This is a genomic window from Pseudoselenomonas ruminantium (genome assembly GCF_900142515.1).
GTDB classification, from domain to species: Bacteria; Bacillota; Negativicutes; order Selenomonadales; family Selenomonadaceae; genus Selenomonas_A; species Selenomonas_A ruminantium_D.
In genome coordinates, this window is record NZ_FRBC01000004.1 from 96,931 (window position 1) to 116,592 (window position 19,662).

A 19,662-nucleotide genomic window follows, 5' to 3' on the forward strand; every position below is an offset into this window, starting at 1 on the left:
AAGTATTTCATCCGTGCAAATCAGGCACCGCTGCTGTCTTTCCATGCTTTTGTAAAAAATGCTTCAACGCTCCGGTAAAACCTGCGGCCGTCCCCAGCTCGGCAAAAGCAATGCGCGTATTCTTCAGCAAGGCTGGCGGAAGGAGTTCAGTCAAATGCTGATTCAGGCGCGGTGCAAAAAATTCCCGTTGGGCCATCACTGCGCCGCCCATAATCAATACCTCCGGATTTACGATACAACAAATGCTGGCAAGGCCACAGGCAATTCTCCTGGTCATTTCTTCCAAAGCTGCTCGAGCTTTTACCTCCCCGGCAGCAACACGTTGGAAAACTTCTTCCCCGGTAGATGCGCCAAGCTCCTGCAGCAGGGCTGACATGCTGGCCAGCTGCTCCAAGGAACCTCCGGCCATAGGAAGGAAGCCAATTTCACCAGCCGCTGCGGCTGCACCATGAACTAAATGACCATCCAATACCAACGCACCACCGATGCCTGTCCCAACGAATATGCAAAAAGCACTTTTGGCACCTTTGCCGGCTCCCAACCAGCTTTCTCCCAGCCCGGCAGCATTCACGTCATTTTCCACAGTACAAGGCAATGCAGTCAGCTCCTCAATCGCTTCCCGCAAGTTCATGCCACTGTAACCGGGAAAATTAGGCCCGGCGAAAACGACTTCACCTGTGTCAGCATCAATAAGCCCCGGCGAGCAAACAGCCACACCAGCTGCTTTGCCACATTCTTTTTGCAGGTCACCCACGATAGCCGCTATTTTCCGGGGAATATCCCCGCTGCCATCTGCTTCAACCCTTGTCAGGACCTGTCCCTGCGTCAATATCTGACCAGCTTCCGTCAGCATTGCATATTTGATTGCTGTACCGCCAATATCTATACATGCATACTGCATACCTGAAATCCCTCCCGCAAATGCACCAATCTCTCTGTTCTACCGTTTTTTTACGTTTTTCTCCCCCAATATGGACTCCAGCGCTGCCAGTGTTTCTTCTTCGTTATCCAGCCAGAACTCTTCTCCCAGTATCTGCCAGCGTCCCTGATAGATATAAACCGCATTTTCCCCAGGATGCGCAGCCATCACTTTTTTGATTGCCGCGATAGCCTGTTCATCACCGGCCTTGGGCATCAGATAGTATTCCGGCTTATACTCATCCATCGACCAGACCTTATCAGCCAGTATCTTGACCGTATCGTCCTTCAGATCAGCCTTGCCCTGAATGACCACCGGCATATCCGGCAGCAGCGCATTCATGGACTGGTAGAACAAACGCGGGAAAACCGTGACTTCCATCTGCTCCGTATAGTCTTCCAGCGTCACAAAACACATGGTCTCTCCCTTTTTGGTGGTAATGCGCTTGCTTTCGCTGATCAGACCAGCCACGCGCAGCGTCTGCTTATCCTTAACGCCGCTGTCCTGCAAGGTTTCCAGTCGGGGCAGATGACCGATCTTATCCTGATACTGATCCAGCGGATGTCCCGTGATATAAAAGCCGGTGTTTTCCTTTTCCCATCCCAAACGCGTGAGCACCGGGACTTCATCCATGTCCGGCAGCCTCATGTCCACAGCCGCATCTTCCATGACATCACCAAAGAGACCGAGCTGTCCATGGGCAAAGTCACGCTGCCGCCGCTGGGCTTCGCCCACGACTTTGTCCAGCACGGCCAACAGCTGGCTGCGCTTAGCGCCCAACGAGTCAAATGCCCCGCATTTGATCAGGCTTTCCAGCACGCGCTTGTTGACCGTGGTCATATCCAGCCGCGTACAGAAATCCAACAGCGATTCAAAGGGGCCATCCTGCTTCCGGGCTGCCATGATGACCTTGATGGCATTCTCGCCTACATTGCGCACAGCTGCCAGGCCAAAGCGGATATCGCCTTTATCCACGCCGAACATGATATCACTGGCATTGATATCCGGCGGCAGGATCTTGAGTCCCATGCGATGCGCCAATTCGATATAGACTGGCACTTTGGCACTGTTATCCATGACGCTGGTGAGCATAGCCGCCATGAATTCAGCAGGATAATGGGCTTTTAAGTAAGCCGTCTGCCAGGCCACCAACGCATAAGCAGCACTATGGGATTTATTGAAGCCGTAATCGGCAAAATGCGTCAGCAAATCGAAGATGGTATTGGCCAGCTCCGCATCGATATTGTTGGCCGCACAGCCCTTGAGGAAGTTTTCCTTCTGAGCCATCAGGATCTCGTGCTTCTTCTTGCCCATGGCACGGCGCAAGAGATCTGCCTGTCCCAGTGAGAAACCGGCCAGCACCTGCACGATCTGCATGACCTGCTCCTGATAGAGCACCACACCGAAGGTTTCTTTGAGGATTGGCTCTAAGAGCGGATGCATATAGGTGACTTCCTTGCGTCCATGACGACCGCTGATGAAATCATCCACCATGCCACTGCCCAAAGGCCCCGGACGATAGAGTGCCACCGTCGGAATCAGATCCGCAAAATTACGCGGAGCCAGATTCTTCACCAGATTCGTCATGCCAGCAGATTCCATCTGGAACACAGCTCCCGTACGTCCTTCGCAGAGCATCTTAGCCGTGAGTTCGTCCTCCAACGGAATCTTGTTGATATCTACCGTCTCCCCGCGGGAAGACTTGATATTGTCCAAAGTATCGCTGATAACCGTCAAGGTACGCAGGCCCAAAAAGTCCATCTTCAAAAGGCCCAGTTCTTCCACATGGTCCTTGTCAAATTCCGTGACCAAAGTACCTTCCGAAACCGAAACCGGCAGATAATCCGTCAACGGGTGTTTCGCGATAACCACGCCAGCGGCATGCGTAGAGGAATGACGCGGCAGCCCTTCCACCTTGCGGGCAAAGTCAATAAGCCGATGCGCTTCTTCCGAAGATTCGTAAATATTGCGGAACTCCGTAGAAGCTTTCAAGGCTTTGTCCAGCGTCATCTTGAGTTCGTTGGGAATCAGCTTGGCAATGGCATCCACCTGAGCATAGGTCATGCCCAAAGCCCTGCCCACATCCCGCACAGCTCCCTTTGCCGCCATGGTACCGAAGGTGACAATCTGCGCCACATGGTCATAGCCATAGCGTTCCTTTACGTAGTCGATAACCTCTTCGCGGCGGATATAGCAGAAGTCGATATCGATATCCGGCATGGTCACGCGTTCCGGATTCAAGAAGCGCTCAAAGAGCAGATCATACTTCAGAGGGTCGAGGTTGGTGATGCCCAGAAGGTACGCCACGATACTGCCAGCCGCCGAACCACGCCCCGGACCGACGGAAATTCCCTGCTCCCGGGAATGGTTGATGAAATCCCAGACAATCAGGAAATAACTGTCATAGCCCATGCGATGGATAATGCCCAGCTCATAATCCAGACGCTCCTTTATCTCATCCGTGATTTCCGCATAGCGGGAAGGCAAGGCCTTTTCACAGAGCGCCCGCAAATAATCCTCATCATCTTTATAGGCTGCGGGAATGGGATAATATGGCAGCTGGATATGGCCGAATTCAAAATCCACCTGACAGCGCTCAGCAATCCTGGCCGTATTGCGCAAAGCTTCTGGATGTTCCGGGAACAGCGCCGCCATTTCCTCCGGGGATTTCAGATAATAGTCATCACTGTTGAAGCGCATACGTTCGGGGTCATCCACGGTCTTGCTCATCTGGATGCACAAGAGGATATCGTGGAACTCGCTGTCCTCCCGCCGCACATAATGGCTGTCGTTGGTAGCTACGAGTCCTAAGCCATACTTTTCCGCCAGCTCGATCAGGCCTTCATTGGCGATGCGTTCTTCAGGCAGTCCGTGGTTCTGGATCTCGAGGAAATAATTATCCTTGCCGAAGATATCGATATATTCCTGCACCAGCCGGTCAGCCTTGTCTTTGTTGTTCTGGATCAGCGCCCGGGGTACATCGCCAGCAATACAGGCCGACAGACAGATAATCCCCTCATGATACTGCCGCAGGAGTTCCTTATCCACCCGCGGCTTATAGTACATGCCTTCAATATTGGCCAAAGAGACCAATTTCACGAGATTCTTATAACCAGTCTGATTCTCCGCCAGCAAAATCAAGTGATAATACTTCGTGCCATTGACTTCCTGCCGCTCCCGGCGGTCACCCGGCGCCAGATAGACCTCACAGCCGATAATAGGCTTGATGCCCTGCTTCTTGCATTCCTTATAAAAATCAATGGTACCGTACATCACCCCATGGTCCGTGATGGCCAGATGCTTCATGCCCAGTTCCTTGGCGCGTGCCACCAACTCCTTGATGCGGGCGGCCCCATCCAACAGACTGAATTCCGTATGGACATGCAAATGGGCAAAATCTATCGTATTGACTGCTTCCATAAGTAGTTCCTTCCTAATAAATGAAAAACGTTTATCCTTTAGTATAGCATAAAACCTTGCTCCCTTGCAGGCTCTTTGCTAAAATATCAGTAAGAATAATTTTCGGGAGGTGCCCGCCATGACCATACACGGAGCCGTTATCATCGAACAGGGTGTGACCTTTGCCATTATCGCGGTGAAGCAATCCGTCACCATGTATACTGCCAGGATGGTGCAGACACGCCATGAACTGGCCCAGTTCTTCCCTAATATGCCGATCATCCTCATGAGCCAGGACAACAGCGGTACTCCTCATTATTATGGGCGAAAGGATATCGTGGATTTCTTGAAATCCATACGATTAGATCAGATACCATGGAAAGAATACCATATCTATTAAGCGGTATATCAGCTGAATTTCCGCTGACGCACAACCTCATAAAGCACAATCGATGCCGACATCCCCACATTAAGAGACTCCGCCTGACCAAACATGGGAATATAGGTCTTCCCGGCGACTGCTAACAGATCTGCCGACACGCCATGACCTTCATTACCCAATACCACGGCAGTTCCTTTCGTGAAATCCTGCTGAAAATGAGGTTTTGCCGTTTCATTCAAAGCTGTAGCCAGAAGCTGCAGCTTATTTTTCTGCACAAACGCCAGCAGATCTGCGACCGTTACGCCACTATACACCGGCACATGAAAGATACTGCCCATAGTAGAGCGTACCACCTTATCTGCATAGACATCCACACTATCTTTGAGCAGGATCACACCATCTGCCCCCACTGCATCAGCCGTGCGGATTATCGTTCCAGCATTGCCCGGGTCCTGCACTCCATCCATGACCACATAAAGAGCATCCGTCTTTTCCACCTGTGGCAGTGATTGTTTCTGGGACTCCATCACCAATATAATCCCCTGTGGTGTATCCGTGTTGGCCACCTTGGCAAAAATCTGTTCCGTCACTTCATAAAGCGAACAATTTCTCGCCTGCAGTTTTTGAATCAGATCCTGCCCCCGCTTTTGACCAGTCAATTGCTTAGTCAAAAGTCCGAAGGAAATTGACCAGTCAGATTCTGCCGCCATCTCGCAGAGACGGATGCCCTCCGCCACAAACAGACCAGCCTTCTCTCGTTGCTTGCGCTGCTTCAGTGCTGCCGCCAGTTTGATTTTCTTATTGGCGGGGCTGTCAATATGTTCTATCATGTTTTCCTCCTGTCAAAAAAGCCGTCCCCGCAGGGACGGCTTAAATAAACCAGCTATGAAATTAGAGGTTTTCTTTAGCAACAGCAACGAGCTGAGCGAAAGCCTTTTCATCAGAGATGGCCAGGTCAGCCAGCATCTTGCGGTTAACTTCAACGCCAGCCTTGGTCAGGCCGCAAACGAGACGGCTGTAGGAAATGCCGTTCACACGTGCAGCAGCGTTGATACGAGCGATCCAGAGACGACGGAAGTTGCCCTTCTTCGCACGACGGTCACGACGAGCGTAGTAGAGAGCCTTCATTACGGTCTCGTTAGCTTTCTTGAACTGTTTGCTCTTGGAACCTTTGTAACCCTTAGCAAGCTTCAGGATTTTCTTATGACGTCTATGTGCAGTCACGCCTACTTTTACTCTTGGCATGGTTTCATCCTCCTAAAAAATCAAAATGAACGATAAAAATTACGGTTTAGCTTATGCGTAGGGAAGCATGTTCTTTACGCGGCCGAAATCAGCAGCAGTAACGATAGCTGCCTTGCGCAGGTTGCGCTTACGCTTCGGAGACTTCTTCTCCAGAATGTGGCTCTTGAAAGCCTTGTTACGTTTGAATTCACCACTACCAGTTGCGGTAAAGCGTTTAGCTGCTGCTCTGCGAGTCTTAATCTTTGGCATTACATTTTCCTCCTTAAATTAGCCTTCAGAAAATCCGAATCAGGATTCCTGTGCAGGCTGCTTGGGCTTCGATGCTTTCTGCGCTTTGGGCGCAACGATCATCGTCATATTTTTTCCTTCAAGTTTGGCATTGCGTTCAATGGAAACACGGTCGCCCAATGCTTCTGCCACACGGCCCAGGACTTCTTTGCCCAGTTCCGGATGGGAGAGCTCACGGCCACGGAACATAATCGTCACTTTGACTTTGTTCCCTTCCTCTACGAAACGAAGTGCATTCTTCAACTTGACGTCAAAATCGTGTTGTTCGATATTCGGGCGAAGCTTCACTTCTTTGATGTTGATGACTTTCTGCTTCTTCTTCGCTTCTTTTTCCCGCTTCTGCTGTTCATAGCGGTACTTACCGAAATCCATGATGCGGCAAACCGGCGGTTTGGCCTTCGGGGCGATCTCCACAAGGTCAAGATGCTGCTCCTCTGCCATGCGCAGGGCGTCACGGGTAGCCATGATACCGAGCTGTTCGCCTTCGGCGCTGGTCACGCGCACTTCACGAATACGAATTTCCTCATTGATGCGTAAGGATTCTCTGCTAATAGTAAAACACCTCCTGCTTAAAGTCTACGTCTCTTATAAAACAAGAAAGAGGCGGCACAAAGCCACCTCAATAAAACTCAATGCTATAAACCCGACTGACCTAGAAAACCGTCAGCAGGTGAGAAGCGGTGGCTTCTTCTTGTTCACGACTCTAGTAGTCTACCACAAAGCATACATACCTGTCAACTGTTTTTATCAAAATCATTTTTTATTCTATAGCCTTACCATGGATATGCAGACATCCCCCTCACTTCTCCCTCAGCGGCCGGATCTTTTCGATCAACTCAATAACGGCATCTTTTGCCTTGCGATTGTATTTTAATTTGCTGACACCCTCATGATTCTGTTTGTAGGCTTCGTAGTCTGTGACGAGGGAAATCTTATCACCTTTCCTGAAAGTGTTCAGGATGGCCAGCACATCTTTTTTCTGTGCGCACCATTCTTGGGTAAAGGTATTAATCTGATGGGCAATGATTTCTTCGATACGGGTTTCAATTACCGTCATAGCATCAAGGCCTTTATACTTCAGCGGGTCTTTCTTCATATCTTCCCAAAAGCCGCCAATGACATCGGCCAGCGCCGGATTCGTTTCGCGAAGTTTGTCGATATGGGTGTCAATGGCGGTATCTTCGATGGGCTCCACGATGAGTTCATCTTCCCCAGGCATATAGTTCTGAATCAGCGACACGATGTAACGATAGTCAATGGTCACACTGCGGATATTCTCAATCTCGTAGCCGATATCCACCACCACGGGCTCCTCATCGCTGGTCGGCGTTTTCAGTTCCTCGATGACATTGTGATACTTGCCGCCGTATTCCGTCAGGCTCTCCTTCACAAAGCCATAATCGCTGAACTCCTTGTCCTCCCATTCCTGATAAACCTGAATCTCGCCGCTGAGGCGGTCAACCTTCTGAAAGGCCTTGGCAAATTTCTGCATGGCGCTGCGGTCGCCCATAATGGCTTCCACAGCTTCAGGAGTTGAAGCAATGTTTCTAAGTTCTGCCAGTGCGGTCTTGAAATCCTTTTCGATTTCCGCAAAGGTCGGAGCGCTGACTTCCTTCGTGCCGCCATTGCTGTACAGGAGCAAAGCGCCGTCCACGGCAGTCTGGAACTGTGCCGACCGCTGAAAAACCACCACCATGCCATAGCGCTTGCTCTTATCAAAAATGCGGTTGGTACGGCTGAAAGCCTGAATGATATTCTGCGGTACCATGGGCGGACGGTCTACAAAGAGAATGGCGCAGGGCGGCGCATCAAAACCGGTCAGCAGACGGTCAACCACAATGACAATATCCAGTTGTTCTTTCCGTTGTTTATAGCGCCCCTTCTTCCGGGCCAAACGGTCATTGAGATTGGTATTGTAGGCCTGCAAACTGTCCAGCGCGAATTTCGTGCCAAACATAGCGTTGTAATCGGCCAAAGATTCCTTCATGGCCTGCTGATTGGCCAGCGAATCCTCATCGTTCTCCGTCACCGTATAGGTAATGGCAATCTTGGGGAAATCCACGCACTTCTCCCGAATGGAAGCCGACACATTTCCGCCTGCGATAAATTCCTTGAACAGACGGTAATACTGCTGGGCAATCTCAATGGAGGGCACGGTGAGAATGGCCTCGTAGGCCTCCCCTTGCGGAGCATTCAGTCGGAACTTCCCCGCCGCCTTGTTGACGATGTACTTTACCACACCGCGGCGATGGTCATCATTGTCGTAAATATCGGTGCCGGTATTCTTGTAATAGGCGGCCAAAACCTTTTCTTCCAGCTTGTCCGGCTCCATATTGGCCAGTTCATCAGCACTTGCCACTTGCAATTTCTCTCCCAGTTCCAACAGCTGGTCATGGGATACGGAATCCTTGTAATCGATCTGAAACCCCAGGACGGCATTATTATGCAAGGCCTCCTTGATGGTGTAATTGTGCAGGCAGGGGCCATAAAGGGCTTCCGTGGTGCGGGCCAAATCCCCTTTGCGCTGGCGCTTGTTCTCGTCAAAAATCGGCGTGCCGGTAAAGCCGTACCACAGGGAATTGCTAAAGAACTTTTGCAGCTCCCGCTGGGTTTCCGGCGTAACCGTGCGGTGGCATTCATCCACCACAAAGGCAATGCACATGCCATGGAGCCGCTTGGCCGTGGCGGAATCCTTCTTCGCCTCGCTGTTGTAGCGCTTCATGATAATCTGCATCTTTTGAATGGTAGTGACAATCACCACCCGGTCTTTGTTCTTGAGCTTTTGCAGCAGGTCATGGACATTATCGGTTTCGTCCACATCAATGATGTCATTTTCCGCATAGGCCTTGAAGGATATGGAGGTCTGCTGGTCCAGGTCTTTGCGATCAATGAGGAAAATGGTCTTGTCAATGCCCGGAATCAAAATAAGATTCTTGGCCACCGTGTAGGAAGTCAAAGTCTTGCCGGAACCTGTGGTATGCCAGACAAAGCCCGACTCCTGCCGCTGGGAGGCCTGCTTGACCGCCTCGATGGCGTGTACCTGATAAGGCCGCAGCAAAATCAGCTTATGGCGCTCCGCATCCACCACGCTGTAATGGCCCACCATCTCATGGGCTTCGGGAATCCGCAGGACTTCCTTGGCAAATTCCAGATAGTTTTCCACGGGCTCATTGTTCTTGCTGACCCAGGAGGTCAAAAACCGCTCATTGAGATTCGAGGCGGTATCGGCGGCAATGTAGCGGGTGTTGCTGCCATTGCTGATGACAAACATCTGCACCATGCCAAAAAGCCCCCGGAACTTTCCTTTCAGACTGTATTTCTTTATCTGACGGAAAGCATCCATATAGGGATGGTCCTGGTTCTTGAGTTCGATATGAATCATGGGCAGGCCGTTAATCAGCAAAGTCACATCAAAACGACGCTCACGGTCATCCTCGTCCTGCTTGTCAGAAACAAACTGATTGATGACCTCATAGGAAGACCGTCCCCCGGCGATTTCCCGATTACTGACGGCCATCAGATGGATTGTGCCTTTGGCCGCGTCCTCACGGGTCAATGGGATAACCGCCTCGCCGTTCTCCCCCGCCAGCCACAAAGCCGCCTTATAAGGGCTCTTGGCCACATCCAGCATATACTCCCGAATCTGATGAAATTCCGCATCGGTTACAGGCTCCCCATCGAGCACAGCAATATTGTTCTGATTCAGTTTCGCCCGGAAATTTGCCCAAAGAGATTCCTCGTCTACAATATCCTTACGATAAGTCCATTGGGAAACATCTCCCGTGAGCTGCTTAATCAGCGCCCATTCCATCGACACTTCGCTTTGTGCCATGCTCAATTCCTCCTGCTACGTTATTCTTCTTCCGCCATGGGAAGCTCCTGCAAGCGCAGTTCCTTTTTCAGTTCTTCCTCGGTTGGCATATAGGGCATATACTTGGACGCATAAATGTGGGTGCTGTTGTCACTCCCCATCGTATACTTCACTACAGCCTCATTCTTCTCCGCGCAAAGGACGATACCAATGGGGTCATTGTCCCCTTCATTGCGCATATTGGCCTTGTAATAGTTCACATACATCTGCATCTGCCCAATGTCCTGATGTTTGACCTTGCCCAGCTTCAAGTCGATAAGGACAAAGCATTTAAGGATATAGTTGTAAAACACCAGGTCAATATAAAAATGGTCTCCATCAATATCAATATGCTTCTGCCTGGCCACAAAGGAAAAGCCGCGCCCCAGCTCCAGCAGGAACTGTTGCAAATGCTCAATAATCCCCTGCTCAATATCCCGCTCGTAAAACTCCGGCGAAGGCTTTACTTCCAGAAACTCCAACACATAAGGATCACGGATAAAATCCCGATATGGTGCCATTCCCTTATCCGTTCCTGTCTGCGGCAGTCTTTCGCCTGCCTTTTGCTGGGAAACGGTGCGCTGATAAGCAAAGGTCGTAATCTGCCGTTCCAGTTCCCGACTGCTCCATCCCGCCGCAGCACATTCCTCGGCATAAAACTCCCTAGCCTTGGTATCTGCCACCCGCATCAGCATACGGTAGTGCGTCCAGCTCAAATCGCTACGCAGTGCGTAGCGATTTGGAAAACACCGATAAAACTGCCGCATATTCTTCAAATTTGCGTAGGAATATCCTTTTCCGAATTCAGCCGTCAATTTGGCTGAAACCTGATGCAAAAGTCCTTTGCCGTATTCGTCCTGCTTTCCATCACAAGCCTTATCCAACTGCTGACCAATTTCCCAGTATATCTGCACCATGCCAGCATTTACAGTCTGCTGTACCTTATGCTGTACATGAATTATGCTTTGCCTGATTTCGCCGTAAATATCCTGTGATACCTTCTCGATTTCATTCATACCAATTCCCCCCCAACACCTTTATTTCTTAGGAAACATATTTTGCAACATATATTTCTTGATTTCTTTAAGTGTGTCATACTTACGCTGGTGAAGGGCGATACGGTTATCGAGGTTGGATAGATAAGCACCAATCTTAGCCTGTTCATTTACATCATGCGGTAATAATACCTGCTTATCTTCCATTCCTGCCTTGGTCACATGAATCATCGTAGAACCATTTGTATTGGCAAGAAGTGTAGCTTTGTCTTGTTCCAGTAGTTGCAAAGCAAACACCTTATCCAACTTTTCAGAGAGGTCTACCTTCCAAATGTGATAATGGTATATAACTTTGTCTCCATTCCATATATGGGGTCCGAAGGTAGCAGACCATGTATAGAGCAGGTCACCTTTGTTAGCGTAGTATTTTTCACCTAGCTCCATATCAGAATAATACCATGAATCGTTAGTGTAAAAGTTTCCAACTCTAAGAACTTTATATTTACCCTCATCAAGTAATTCATCCTGTGAATAGGCACGTCCATTTATAAAGGTAGCAACATCACCCAACTTCTGCTGTTCCCAATCGCCAGTAAATCCAGCAAAGCGAATCTCTGGAACTTTTTCTCCTTTTTTCGGAAACATTTTTTGAAGCATATACTTCTTTACTTTTTGCAGTTTATCACATTTTCGCTGTTGTAGAGCAATAAGATTGTCGAGATTGCGGAAATAATCTCCAATCTTCTTCTGTTCCTCATACTTAGGGCAGTACAAGGGAATTCTCTTACAAACTTCCTTGTTAAGCTTTGGCATGGCCATACCAGAGTTGTATTGGTTAAAATCCTTACGCTCCAAGGAATTACAAATAAAATTGTTCTCATTACCAGGTTTTACTTTAAGGACATGTGCGTGGTTGTTGACCCAATATTTACCTGAAGCTAGGAAACATACAGGATAATTACGGTCTGTGATATTGGCGCCATCTTCACTTAGCAGTACCAACTCTTCGTCAAATATATATCCATCTACATAATCAACAATTCCAGAGGCTCCATAGTAAGGATAAGGCCCTGCCACCCGTACAGCTTCTTCCAATGGCTTACGCATTGTATCAAGGAAATCAACAACATCATCTAACTTCCTCTGTTCCCAATCATCCGTAAACCCATTAAATCTAATTTTAGGTGTGCTCATCTTCACACCCCCTGAATGATTTTTCTAAGTTCTACCAATGCCGCTTTTGCTTCCGCATCATCACTGGTCAAATCATCCAGCATGGCCAACAATTCATTATTAGCCGCTTTGATTTCGGCATCAATCCCCTGCAAATTGGCGCAAACAGCTTTGAGGTCAACCTCCGGCTCGGGTTCGCTGGTATCCACATAGCGGGGAATATTGAGGTTGTAATCATTTTCCTTGATTTCTTCAAAGGTGGCCAGATGGGCGAACTTATCCACATCCTTGCGCTCATCATAAGCCGCCATAATCTTGTCAATATGCTCCGCATCCATGAAGTTCTGCGCCTTTTCCTTGCGGAACTCTTTTGACGCGTCAATGAAGAGCACATCACGGTTCACATGGCCTTTTTTCAGTACGATAATGCAGGTCGGTATACCCGTACTGAAGAAAATCCCCGCTGGCAGGCCGATAACGGCGTAAATATTGCCATCTTCCAGCAGGTGCTTGCGGATTGTCCCCTCCGCCGCCCCACGGAACAGAACGCCATGAGGCAGGACAATGCCCATGGTGCCGTTTTCCTTCAGATGATAAAAACCATGGAGCAGGAAAGCAAAATCCGCCTTTGACTTCGGCGCCAGCTTTTCATAGCGCTGGAACCGCGGGTCAGTCAAGAACCCTGCCGCCGCGCTCCAATGCTGGCTGTATGGAGGATTCATCACAGTAGCATCATAGTTTGTCGGCTCCTCCGTAGGCCAGTCAGCCCCCAGGGTATCGCCATTGCGGAAATGCTGATACTGGAAGGGCACATTATGCAGAATCATATTCATGCGGGCCAAGTTGTAGGTGGTATGGGAGATTTCCTGCCCGAAGAACTGAATGCCATTGCGGCAGTCCTCATTGATATAGCTGCGGGCATGCAAAAGCAGGGAACCCGAACCCATACACGGGTCATAGATGGAAAAAGCAGGCTCCCCTTCTTTGCCTTTGGTCACGATGCGGGTGATAAGCTCCGAAACCGCCTGCGGAGTATAGAACTCGCCCGCCTTCTTCCCGGAACCGGCAGCAAACTGGCCAATCAGATATTCGTAAGCATCCCCCAAAGCATCCGCGCCATACTGGGTGAAGTCGATATGAGCCAGCTCCTTCATCACATCCGAAAGCATGGCATTGCGCTTTGCCGGAGTGGTGCCAAGGCTTTTGGAGTCAATATCAAAATCCTCGAACAGGTCTTCATAGAGCCTCTGCCCACGGATTGCCTCGCCCCCCTGCTCAATATCCCGCATGGCCTGACGCAGATGGTCGGTGGTAAAGGTCTTGTTGTTGATTTCATTGTACAGCGCCGTAAAGGTATACTGGGGCTCAATGGCAAAACTGTAATTTTCCTCCAGCTCGGCCTTCAGGTCATCCCAATCCTCACTCTGACGAGCTTCCTCATACAGCTTCTGCGCCTCATCAAGGCTTTCCGGCTGACGGTCTTCCAAAAGGTCAACCACCGCATAAAGCTGACGGTCAGACAGATACTTGTAGAAAATCATGCCGAGAAGATAATCCTTGTATTCGTCCGCGCTCATGGTGCTACGCATAACATTAGCGGCGTTCCAAAGCGCCTGATTCAATTCCTGTGATGCCATGTATTATAAAATCCTCCATACTATTCGTGCATTTTCTGATTAATTACCTTCACTTCTTCATCTGTAATATAATCATACCTCCTTATATATTTTTTCTTACGGTAGTCATCGACTTTGTTTTCGCAATGCTTCAACCGCTACTCCAATGCCATCTTCTACACTTTCTCTCGACCATTCATCCCAAAATTCTACAGTTGCACTATTCGGTTTGTTATTCGGCTCATCTACCACAATCCTACTTGGAAGAAGACTTGCATCCCCGACTACTATTGCTTCACCCACATCAAGAATTGGCAGAATGTCCGCATAGTTTCCAAGATTATCCGGAAGAAGCCGTTTTATTACATTTTGGTCATCAACATTTGTAAGCCTCATCGCTATGAAATTATTAGCCTGGCTTAAAACAGTGCGATTCACCTCCGATGGACGCTGCGTAATCACAACTAATGATACCCCATATTTTCTTCCTTCCTTTGCTACCCTTTCAAAACTAGACAAACTTGACACTTCCACTCCATATCTTGCTTTTTCTGGAATATACAAATGCGCTTCATCGCAAAACAAAGCAACGGGATTAATTACTTTTCTGTCCATCCACTGTTGTACAGAAAAAATAACCCTTGCTATTAGAGAAACAATCAATGGCAGTACATCGGAAGGGACTTCTGAAAAGTCAATAATCTTGACTCCACCACCTTTTGAGGTTGGTGCTAAAAGCATTTCGCACAATTTTTCCATGTAATCGTATTCTAAAAGTACACGTTCACTTGAAAACATAAAATTAAGTCTTTTATCCGCTATCTTATTTTCAAGTCGTTGAATAAAACGAGAAAGTTTTCCGAAGTAATCTCCCTGTTTAGGCCTTGTTGCCCCTGGTACCATTTCCGTATCTTTTATTTTCAAAGCGTTAATCAACTCTGATATATTATAGGGAATTGGACTATCAATAGTGAACTGAGCTTCTACCTCTTTCTTTCCCTTTGAAACTAAATATGTTTTTTTCCCTTGAAGGACATATTTACTAAGCATTGCTGCCTGATTGGGTGCATTATTGTCACTCCTATCAAGAAGCATAGATGTCATTTCTTCATACGACAACAACCAATATGGAAGGAACATTATGCCTTCATTAGCAGAATCCCCCGGTCCAGCAATTTTATAATGCTTAATTCCCGCCCCTTTTATACTCCCATATTCTCCATGAATATCAAAAAGGATGGCATTAGCTGACTTCAGTTTAGCAACCTGTTCGACCAATGATGCAACAGTATATGATTTACCCGAACCTGTACACCCTGTAATAACAGCATGACGTTGAAAAAACTTATTTCCATCAAGATAAGCCTGCGCTTTTTCATTCAACGTAAACTTGCCAATCTTTAGTGGATTTTCAGACAAAACACTTCCCTGTGAAATCATATTCATAAAAGCAGAGAGCGTTTCAGCTGACATTGTAAAACAATCTGCATCGATATCCGCCACCGATTGTAAAGTTCTCTTAAAAACATTATTTTGCGTCCCCGCCTTTTCAATAAGTGTTCCGACCAAAGTAATCTTGACAATATCATATGTATTTATTTCTTCATCTGATAACTCCATGTTCTGCGAATCATACTTTCTCACTATTTTATTAACCATCCCTATTAGATACTGCCCCATCTTTGACGATCTGATTATAACCAAGTTATTTACCTGTACAACTGATAACAAATCAGAGTCTTCTACGTGAACTATAACGGTAGCAGTATCAACGCTCTCAACCTTCCCAATTATTTTTTCATTTTCAAGGTTAATTATCATCACATCATTCTCCCCATCTTATATAATTTTCAAAAGACCTTCCATATCCCAAATTTTTTCATCCAGGCACGTTTCACCATCCGGGAAAATTATTCTACTTTTGGAATCATTACTATCTTCCGCCTCTACGATGATATATTCTTTCCCCGCTTTTTTTATTATATCTAAAGCCCTATGAGATAACTTCTTAGTCCACACCGTAATTGGTTTTCCCATTTTTATGCCTCCAATAATATTTTCCTGAATCTGGCTATCATTAAACCCATAACCTATACACAGAAATCCAGGAGCTTTTGAAATCAAGTCATCCGCTACATGTATCACATCTCTAAAAGGTAGCTTTAATACTCTTTCATACTTTTCCGTTCCTGGTGTTACTATTGCAGGAAATAAATCTGTCGGAATATTCTTCTGCAACGGCAATGATATTACCTGAGATGAATCATCGAAAAACCAATCTAACGACCCATGTACTTTTAGAATATTAACTATCTGGGATTTCTTGATTTTATCTGTAGAAAAGTACTTATAGTATTCCCCATAAAATAAGGTATTTATAGGAATTCTAAATTTGTCACATGCATACTCGATTACCCTATCATAATTTGTCGTTATTATATTCACACATTGCGGATTTGCTTCATAAAATTTATGTATAATTTTACCAAGTTCAGGTCTATAATTTGACGCCGCCCACTTATGCATAAGTTTTATATCATCTCTACTTACAAGTTGCCATGTCACTTCAACAATAGATTTCTTAATCTCTTCCGACAATTGAAGATTTGTAAGTGCGTTCTCCAAATCAATTCCTCTTGCAAGTCTTGAAGAAAACTCCTGCCATGCTTTGTCACTTGAGTATTTATTATCAAGTTTTGACTTAAGTTCATCCGCTAAAACCCACATTCCAGATATACCATATGGAATTGTTCCACCTGTACCAATTAGTATTAATGGCACATCCCTTAACTGATTTTGAATTCTTGTGTATATTTCATCTTTATTCAATTACTATCCCTTCTTATTGTATGTATTATATAATCTCACAATCTGTACGATTTTTCTCCCTCACCATAAACACTTCACACCTCATGGGTATATGAAGTTGCAAAAGAAGAGCTATCCCCTATACTTTAAGGTTCCACCAGCCACCACGAGCTGCCCCCTGTCTTTCCAATAATCCCTTCTCTCGCAATTCTTTAATATATCTTTCTGTTGTCCTCTTGGAAACGCCTAGTAACTCTGCTAATTGTGTCGCTGAGATGGTATTGTCGTTTTTTATGGCTTCAATAATTTTCTCCCGTATATTACCGCCAATCACCGCCATTTCACCGCCAATCACCGCCATTTCACCGTCATCTGCAGTATTATCCCCCTGCTCCTGTCCCTCAACGTAATTCAAATTATACAACGTCAGCAAGAAATCCCTATGCTCTGCCATAAATTTCGGCATCAGGGCTTCGGTCGTGTGCTCCTGGAAGTCATAATCTTCCAGTATTTTCTTGAAGCCACTGCCTCTGCGCTCCATGAGTTGCAGTCTACTGAAAACATCTGCCAGCACTGGATTTCTGCGCTGTGATGAGATATTCCGCAAGTCACGGCCTTCCAGCGATGAGCCATCCACCATACCGCCAGGGGAATAAATCTCCAGACGGTCATCAAAGATGTCAATATGGACTTCACTGCCAACAATTAGGTAATCCCGATGAATCAGGGCATTGACTAGCCCCTCCATCACGGCACGCTGGGGATAATCTGGGTATTCAATCCTGTGGGTGGGTGTTTTCCGCCACGCCTTCCGATTATGGCGCATGATGAAACTTAGGCCATCCTGATAAAGGGAAATAAGGCCACCTGAATACTCCTCATCATCAATAGCATCCATCAAGCCAGACGCTTTGCTCAAGCCATTCCATCTAGTACAGAATACCCGGGAATGTCTTACCGGCGATTCATCGGCTAGAAGTGCACCAGCATTGGTCAAATTACCATTATGGTCAACCAGCCCAAAGGATTCAAAATCCGTTTCCTCAAAAGATTTGCCCGTTCTTTGCTTATATACGGAGCGCAGCTTCGTAAAGGCCATATCTTCAAACTTGAACCGGGATGGCAGGCTGTCATAGCTCTGTCCGCTGCCCCGAATTACCAGCTCACGCAGTTGCATGGGATTTGCGGGTACACTTTCATTCCCCAAACGTACAAAGGCAACCAGCTGCCCCTCACCAGAATAATAATACGGCGTCTCATCACCGGTCAGAACTTCAACAATTATCAGTTCTTTGCCTTCCACGGCTTCAAACGATAATTTGAATTTCGGGATAGGATTCATGCGATTTTTGATTGTCTCACTAATCAGTTCCGCATCTGCTCTGGCATTTTCCAGTCCCACTATTGTATCATCATCACAAATGCCAAAAATCAACTTACCGCCAAAGGTATTGGCAAATGCGCTGATGCTTTTCAACCAGCTCTTTGGCTTCTTCACTTCCAAAGACTGTTTTTTGTCATATTCCGTTGCTTCTCCAATTAAATCTATGATATTCATAAAACTCGTCCTCTATCTTTCATCCTGCCCATTATTTTATCATATTTCCATGTAATATAACACCTTACCGCCAGCATATAGCCTAAAAGCACAACCTCAGAACTATGTTCATAAAAATCTTTCGCACTTTTTCGACATCTTGTATAATAGAGGCAGGGAGGTGATCTGTATCATGAATAGAAGAACTCTGTGGAAAACGTTTCGTCCGGCGCTGGCCGTAGGTCTTGCGGCTTGTCTTGTCGGGGGTATTGCGGGGGCGGAGCCTGTCTTGGCCACGGATGGTCATGCGGTCAGTGCTCAGGCTGGCAAGGCGGTCAGGAAAGGCAGTCTTCAGCCCATTGCCGGTATTTGGCGGGAGGCAGGTGCAACTGCTCCTCAAACGCTGACCATCTATGCGGATGGTGCTTATACGTTGGTTTCTCCCGACAGGAAAGCCTTTGGCAAAGTCCGAGTGACTGCGGAAAAGCATCCGGATGGCTCAAAATCCCTTTGGTATTCTTTTTATGAAGACGGCGGTGTGACCCTTGAGGATAAGGACACAGCTTCGCCCTGGTATGCTGCCTTCAAGAGTGCCAATGAATTATGGGCTGCTTTCCCCAAAACCGAAAAGGCGGCAACACAGACGGACATGCGTTCCGGACATGACGGTGCCATCCATTTTGTGCGCTATGCCGAGAACAACTATGCGGCAACCAGTGAAGGCGTACAGGCCGATGATTATCTGGGTGTCTGGGGCTGTGGCCGCTGCACTGCGGTAATCAGCCGGGAGACCTCTGGCGGTTATCTCGTCGAAGTCCAATGGGCCAGCAGTGCCGCTGAGGGCAGCCGTTGGACCTATCACTGCACCTATGATAATTTTGGTGCACTGCTCTTCAGTGATGACAACGGGACACGCACGGACTATACCTATACGGAAAAAGGCACGAGCACGAACAAGAAGATTTACAACGACGGCTCCAGCACGTTCGTATTACGCGAAGGCGTCCTGACCTGGCAGGACAAAAAGGAAAACAGCGGCACCCCTCTGGAATTCATGAAATCCCCTCAATAACCATGTTTCCCTGTATGATATCTCAGCCCTATTCGTTGTAAACCAGCTGGATGAAAAACTGCATAAGCAAGGGGCTGTTGCACGTAATGTGACGTGCAGCAGTCCTTTTTCATGTACAAAAAGATAATCCCGGGGCTTGAATGCCTCGGGATTAGGTGTAGAATTTAGATATGCAAAAACTAAATTCACAGAAAGATTATATGTCTTTCGGAGGAAGTTATCAAGTATTTCTTCCTTTTAATCTTGAATTTCAGATTAGCAAAGATGACCCCGTCCGCCTGTTTCGCCATTGTATTGGGGGTATGGATATTACGGCACTGGAAAATCATTTAAGGAAGCGCTGATGAAATGAGGTGCCTTGAATTTGCGAATTTGTGC

The 19,662-nt window shown here is 47.3% G+C and carries 15 protein-coding genes; 2 read left to right on the top strand and 13 right to left on the bottom strand.

Translation table 11 applies throughout. The features are described 5' to 3' along the window. Positions 1-7: 7 nt before the first annotated feature. Both BUB68_RS03260 and BUB68_RS03265 read right to left on the bottom strand, forming a co-directional pair. A complete protein-coding gene (locus BUB68_RS03260; RefSeq protein ID WP_073088377.1) occupies positions 8-901 on the bottom strand; it encodes an ROK family protein in 894 nt (297 codons plus the stop codon). A gap of 39 nt (positions 902-940) precedes the next feature. Then, positions 941-4,339 carry a DNA polymerase III subunit alpha gene (locus BUB68_RS03265; RefSeq protein ID WP_178139455.1) on the bottom strand — a complete coding sequence of 1,133 codons (3,399 nt, stop codon included), beginning with the start codon at positions 4,337-4,339 and terminating at the stop codon, positions 941-943. A 118-nt stretch (positions 4,340-4,457) separates the two neighbouring features. On the opposite strand from BUB68_RS03265, the gene BUB68_RS03270 reads away from it, so the two are divergent. Next, the gene (locus BUB68_RS03270; protein WP_073088378.1) at positions 4,458-4,718 is read left to right on the top strand and encodes a hypothetical protein; all 261 of its coding nucleotides are present in this window, start codon (positions 4,458-4,460) and stop codon (positions 4,716-4,718) included. 8 nt (positions 4,719-4,726) lie between these two features. Here the strand turns inward: BUB68_RS03270 and BUB68_RS03275 are convergent, their stop codons facing one another. The 11 genes from BUB68_RS03275 to BUB68_RS03325 form a co-directional block, all read right to left on the bottom strand. Then, positions 4,727-5,530, bottom strand: coding sequence for a TrmH family RNA methyltransferase (locus BUB68_RS03275; protein WP_073088379.1), 804 nt, complete (start codon positions 5,528-5,530; stop codon positions 4,727-4,729). A 61-nt stretch (positions 5,531-5,591) separates the two neighbouring features. Further along, the gene (gene rplT / locus BUB68_RS03280) at positions 5,592-5,945 is read right to left on the bottom strand and encodes a 50S ribosomal protein L20 (RefSeq protein WP_014424100.1); all 354 of its coding nucleotides are present in this window, start codon (positions 5,943-5,945) and stop codon (positions 5,592-5,594) included. A 51-nt stretch (positions 5,946-5,996) separates the two neighbouring features. Further along, positions 5,997-6,194 (bottom strand): 50S ribosomal protein L35, encoded by a 198-nt coding sequence (rpmI, locus tag BUB68_RS03285; protein ID WP_073088380.1) that lies wholly within the window; start codon positions 6,192-6,194, stop codon positions 5,997-5,999. A 39-nt stretch (positions 6,195-6,233) separates the two neighbouring features. After that, complete coding sequence (gene infC / locus BUB68_RS03290; protein WP_041914271.1) at positions 6,234-6,785, bottom strand: translation initiation factor IF-3; 552 nt, start codon at positions 6,783-6,785, stop codon at positions 6,234-6,236. Between the two features lie 247 nt (positions 6,786-7,032). Next, the gene (locus BUB68_RS03295; RefSeq protein ID WP_073088381.1) at positions 7,033-10,065 is read right to left on the bottom strand and encodes a type I restriction endonuclease subunit R; all 3,033 of its coding nucleotides are present in this window, start codon (positions 10,063-10,065) and stop codon (positions 7,033-7,035) included. A gap of 20 nt (positions 10,066-10,085) precedes the next feature. Further along, on the bottom strand, positions 10,086-11,099 hold the full coding sequence (locus BUB68_RS03300; protein ID WP_073088382.1) for a PDDEXK nuclease domain-containing protein: 1,014 nt from the start codon (positions 11,097-11,099) through the stop codon (positions 10,086-10,088). A gap of 21 nt (positions 11,100-11,120) precedes the next feature. Beyond that, the gene (locus tag BUB68_RS03305; protein ID WP_073088383.1) at positions 11,121-12,272 is read right to left on the bottom strand and encodes a restriction endonuclease subunit S; all 1,152 of its coding nucleotides are present in this window, start codon (positions 12,270-12,272) and stop codon (positions 11,121-11,123) included. Positions 12,273-12,274: 2 nt separating this feature from the next. Continuing rightward, positions 12,275-13,888: a type I restriction-modification system subunit M gene (locus tag BUB68_RS03310; protein ID WP_073088384.1), complete on the bottom strand. Its 1,614-nt coding sequence runs from the start codon at positions 13,886-13,888 to the stop codon at positions 12,275-12,277. Positions 13,889-13,993: 105 nt separating this feature from the next. Beyond that, positions 13,994-15,688 (bottom strand): ATP-binding protein, encoded by a 1,695-nt coding sequence (locus BUB68_RS03315; protein WP_143188069.1) that lies wholly within the window; start codon positions 15,686-15,688, stop codon positions 13,994-13,996. A gap of 18 nt (positions 15,689-15,706) precedes the next feature. Further along, positions 15,707-16,696 (bottom strand): SIR2 family protein, encoded by a 990-nt coding sequence (locus BUB68_RS03320; RefSeq protein ID WP_073088386.1) that lies wholly within the window; start codon positions 16,694-16,696, stop codon positions 15,707-15,709. 118 nt (positions 16,697-16,814) lie between these two features. Then, positions 16,815-18,233, bottom strand: coding sequence for an AlbA family DNA-binding domain-containing protein (locus tag BUB68_RS03325; protein ID WP_073088387.1), 1,419 nt, complete (start codon positions 18,231-18,233; stop codon positions 16,815-16,817). A gap of 172 nt (positions 18,234-18,405) precedes the next feature. On the opposite strand from BUB68_RS03325, the gene BUB68_RS03330 reads away from it, so the two are divergent. Next, a complete protein-coding gene (locus BUB68_RS03330) occupies positions 18,406-19,284 on the top strand; it encodes a hypothetical protein (RefSeq protein WP_073088388.1) in 879 nt (292 codons plus the stop codon). The last annotated feature ends 378 nt before the right edge of the window (positions 19,285-19,662 follow it).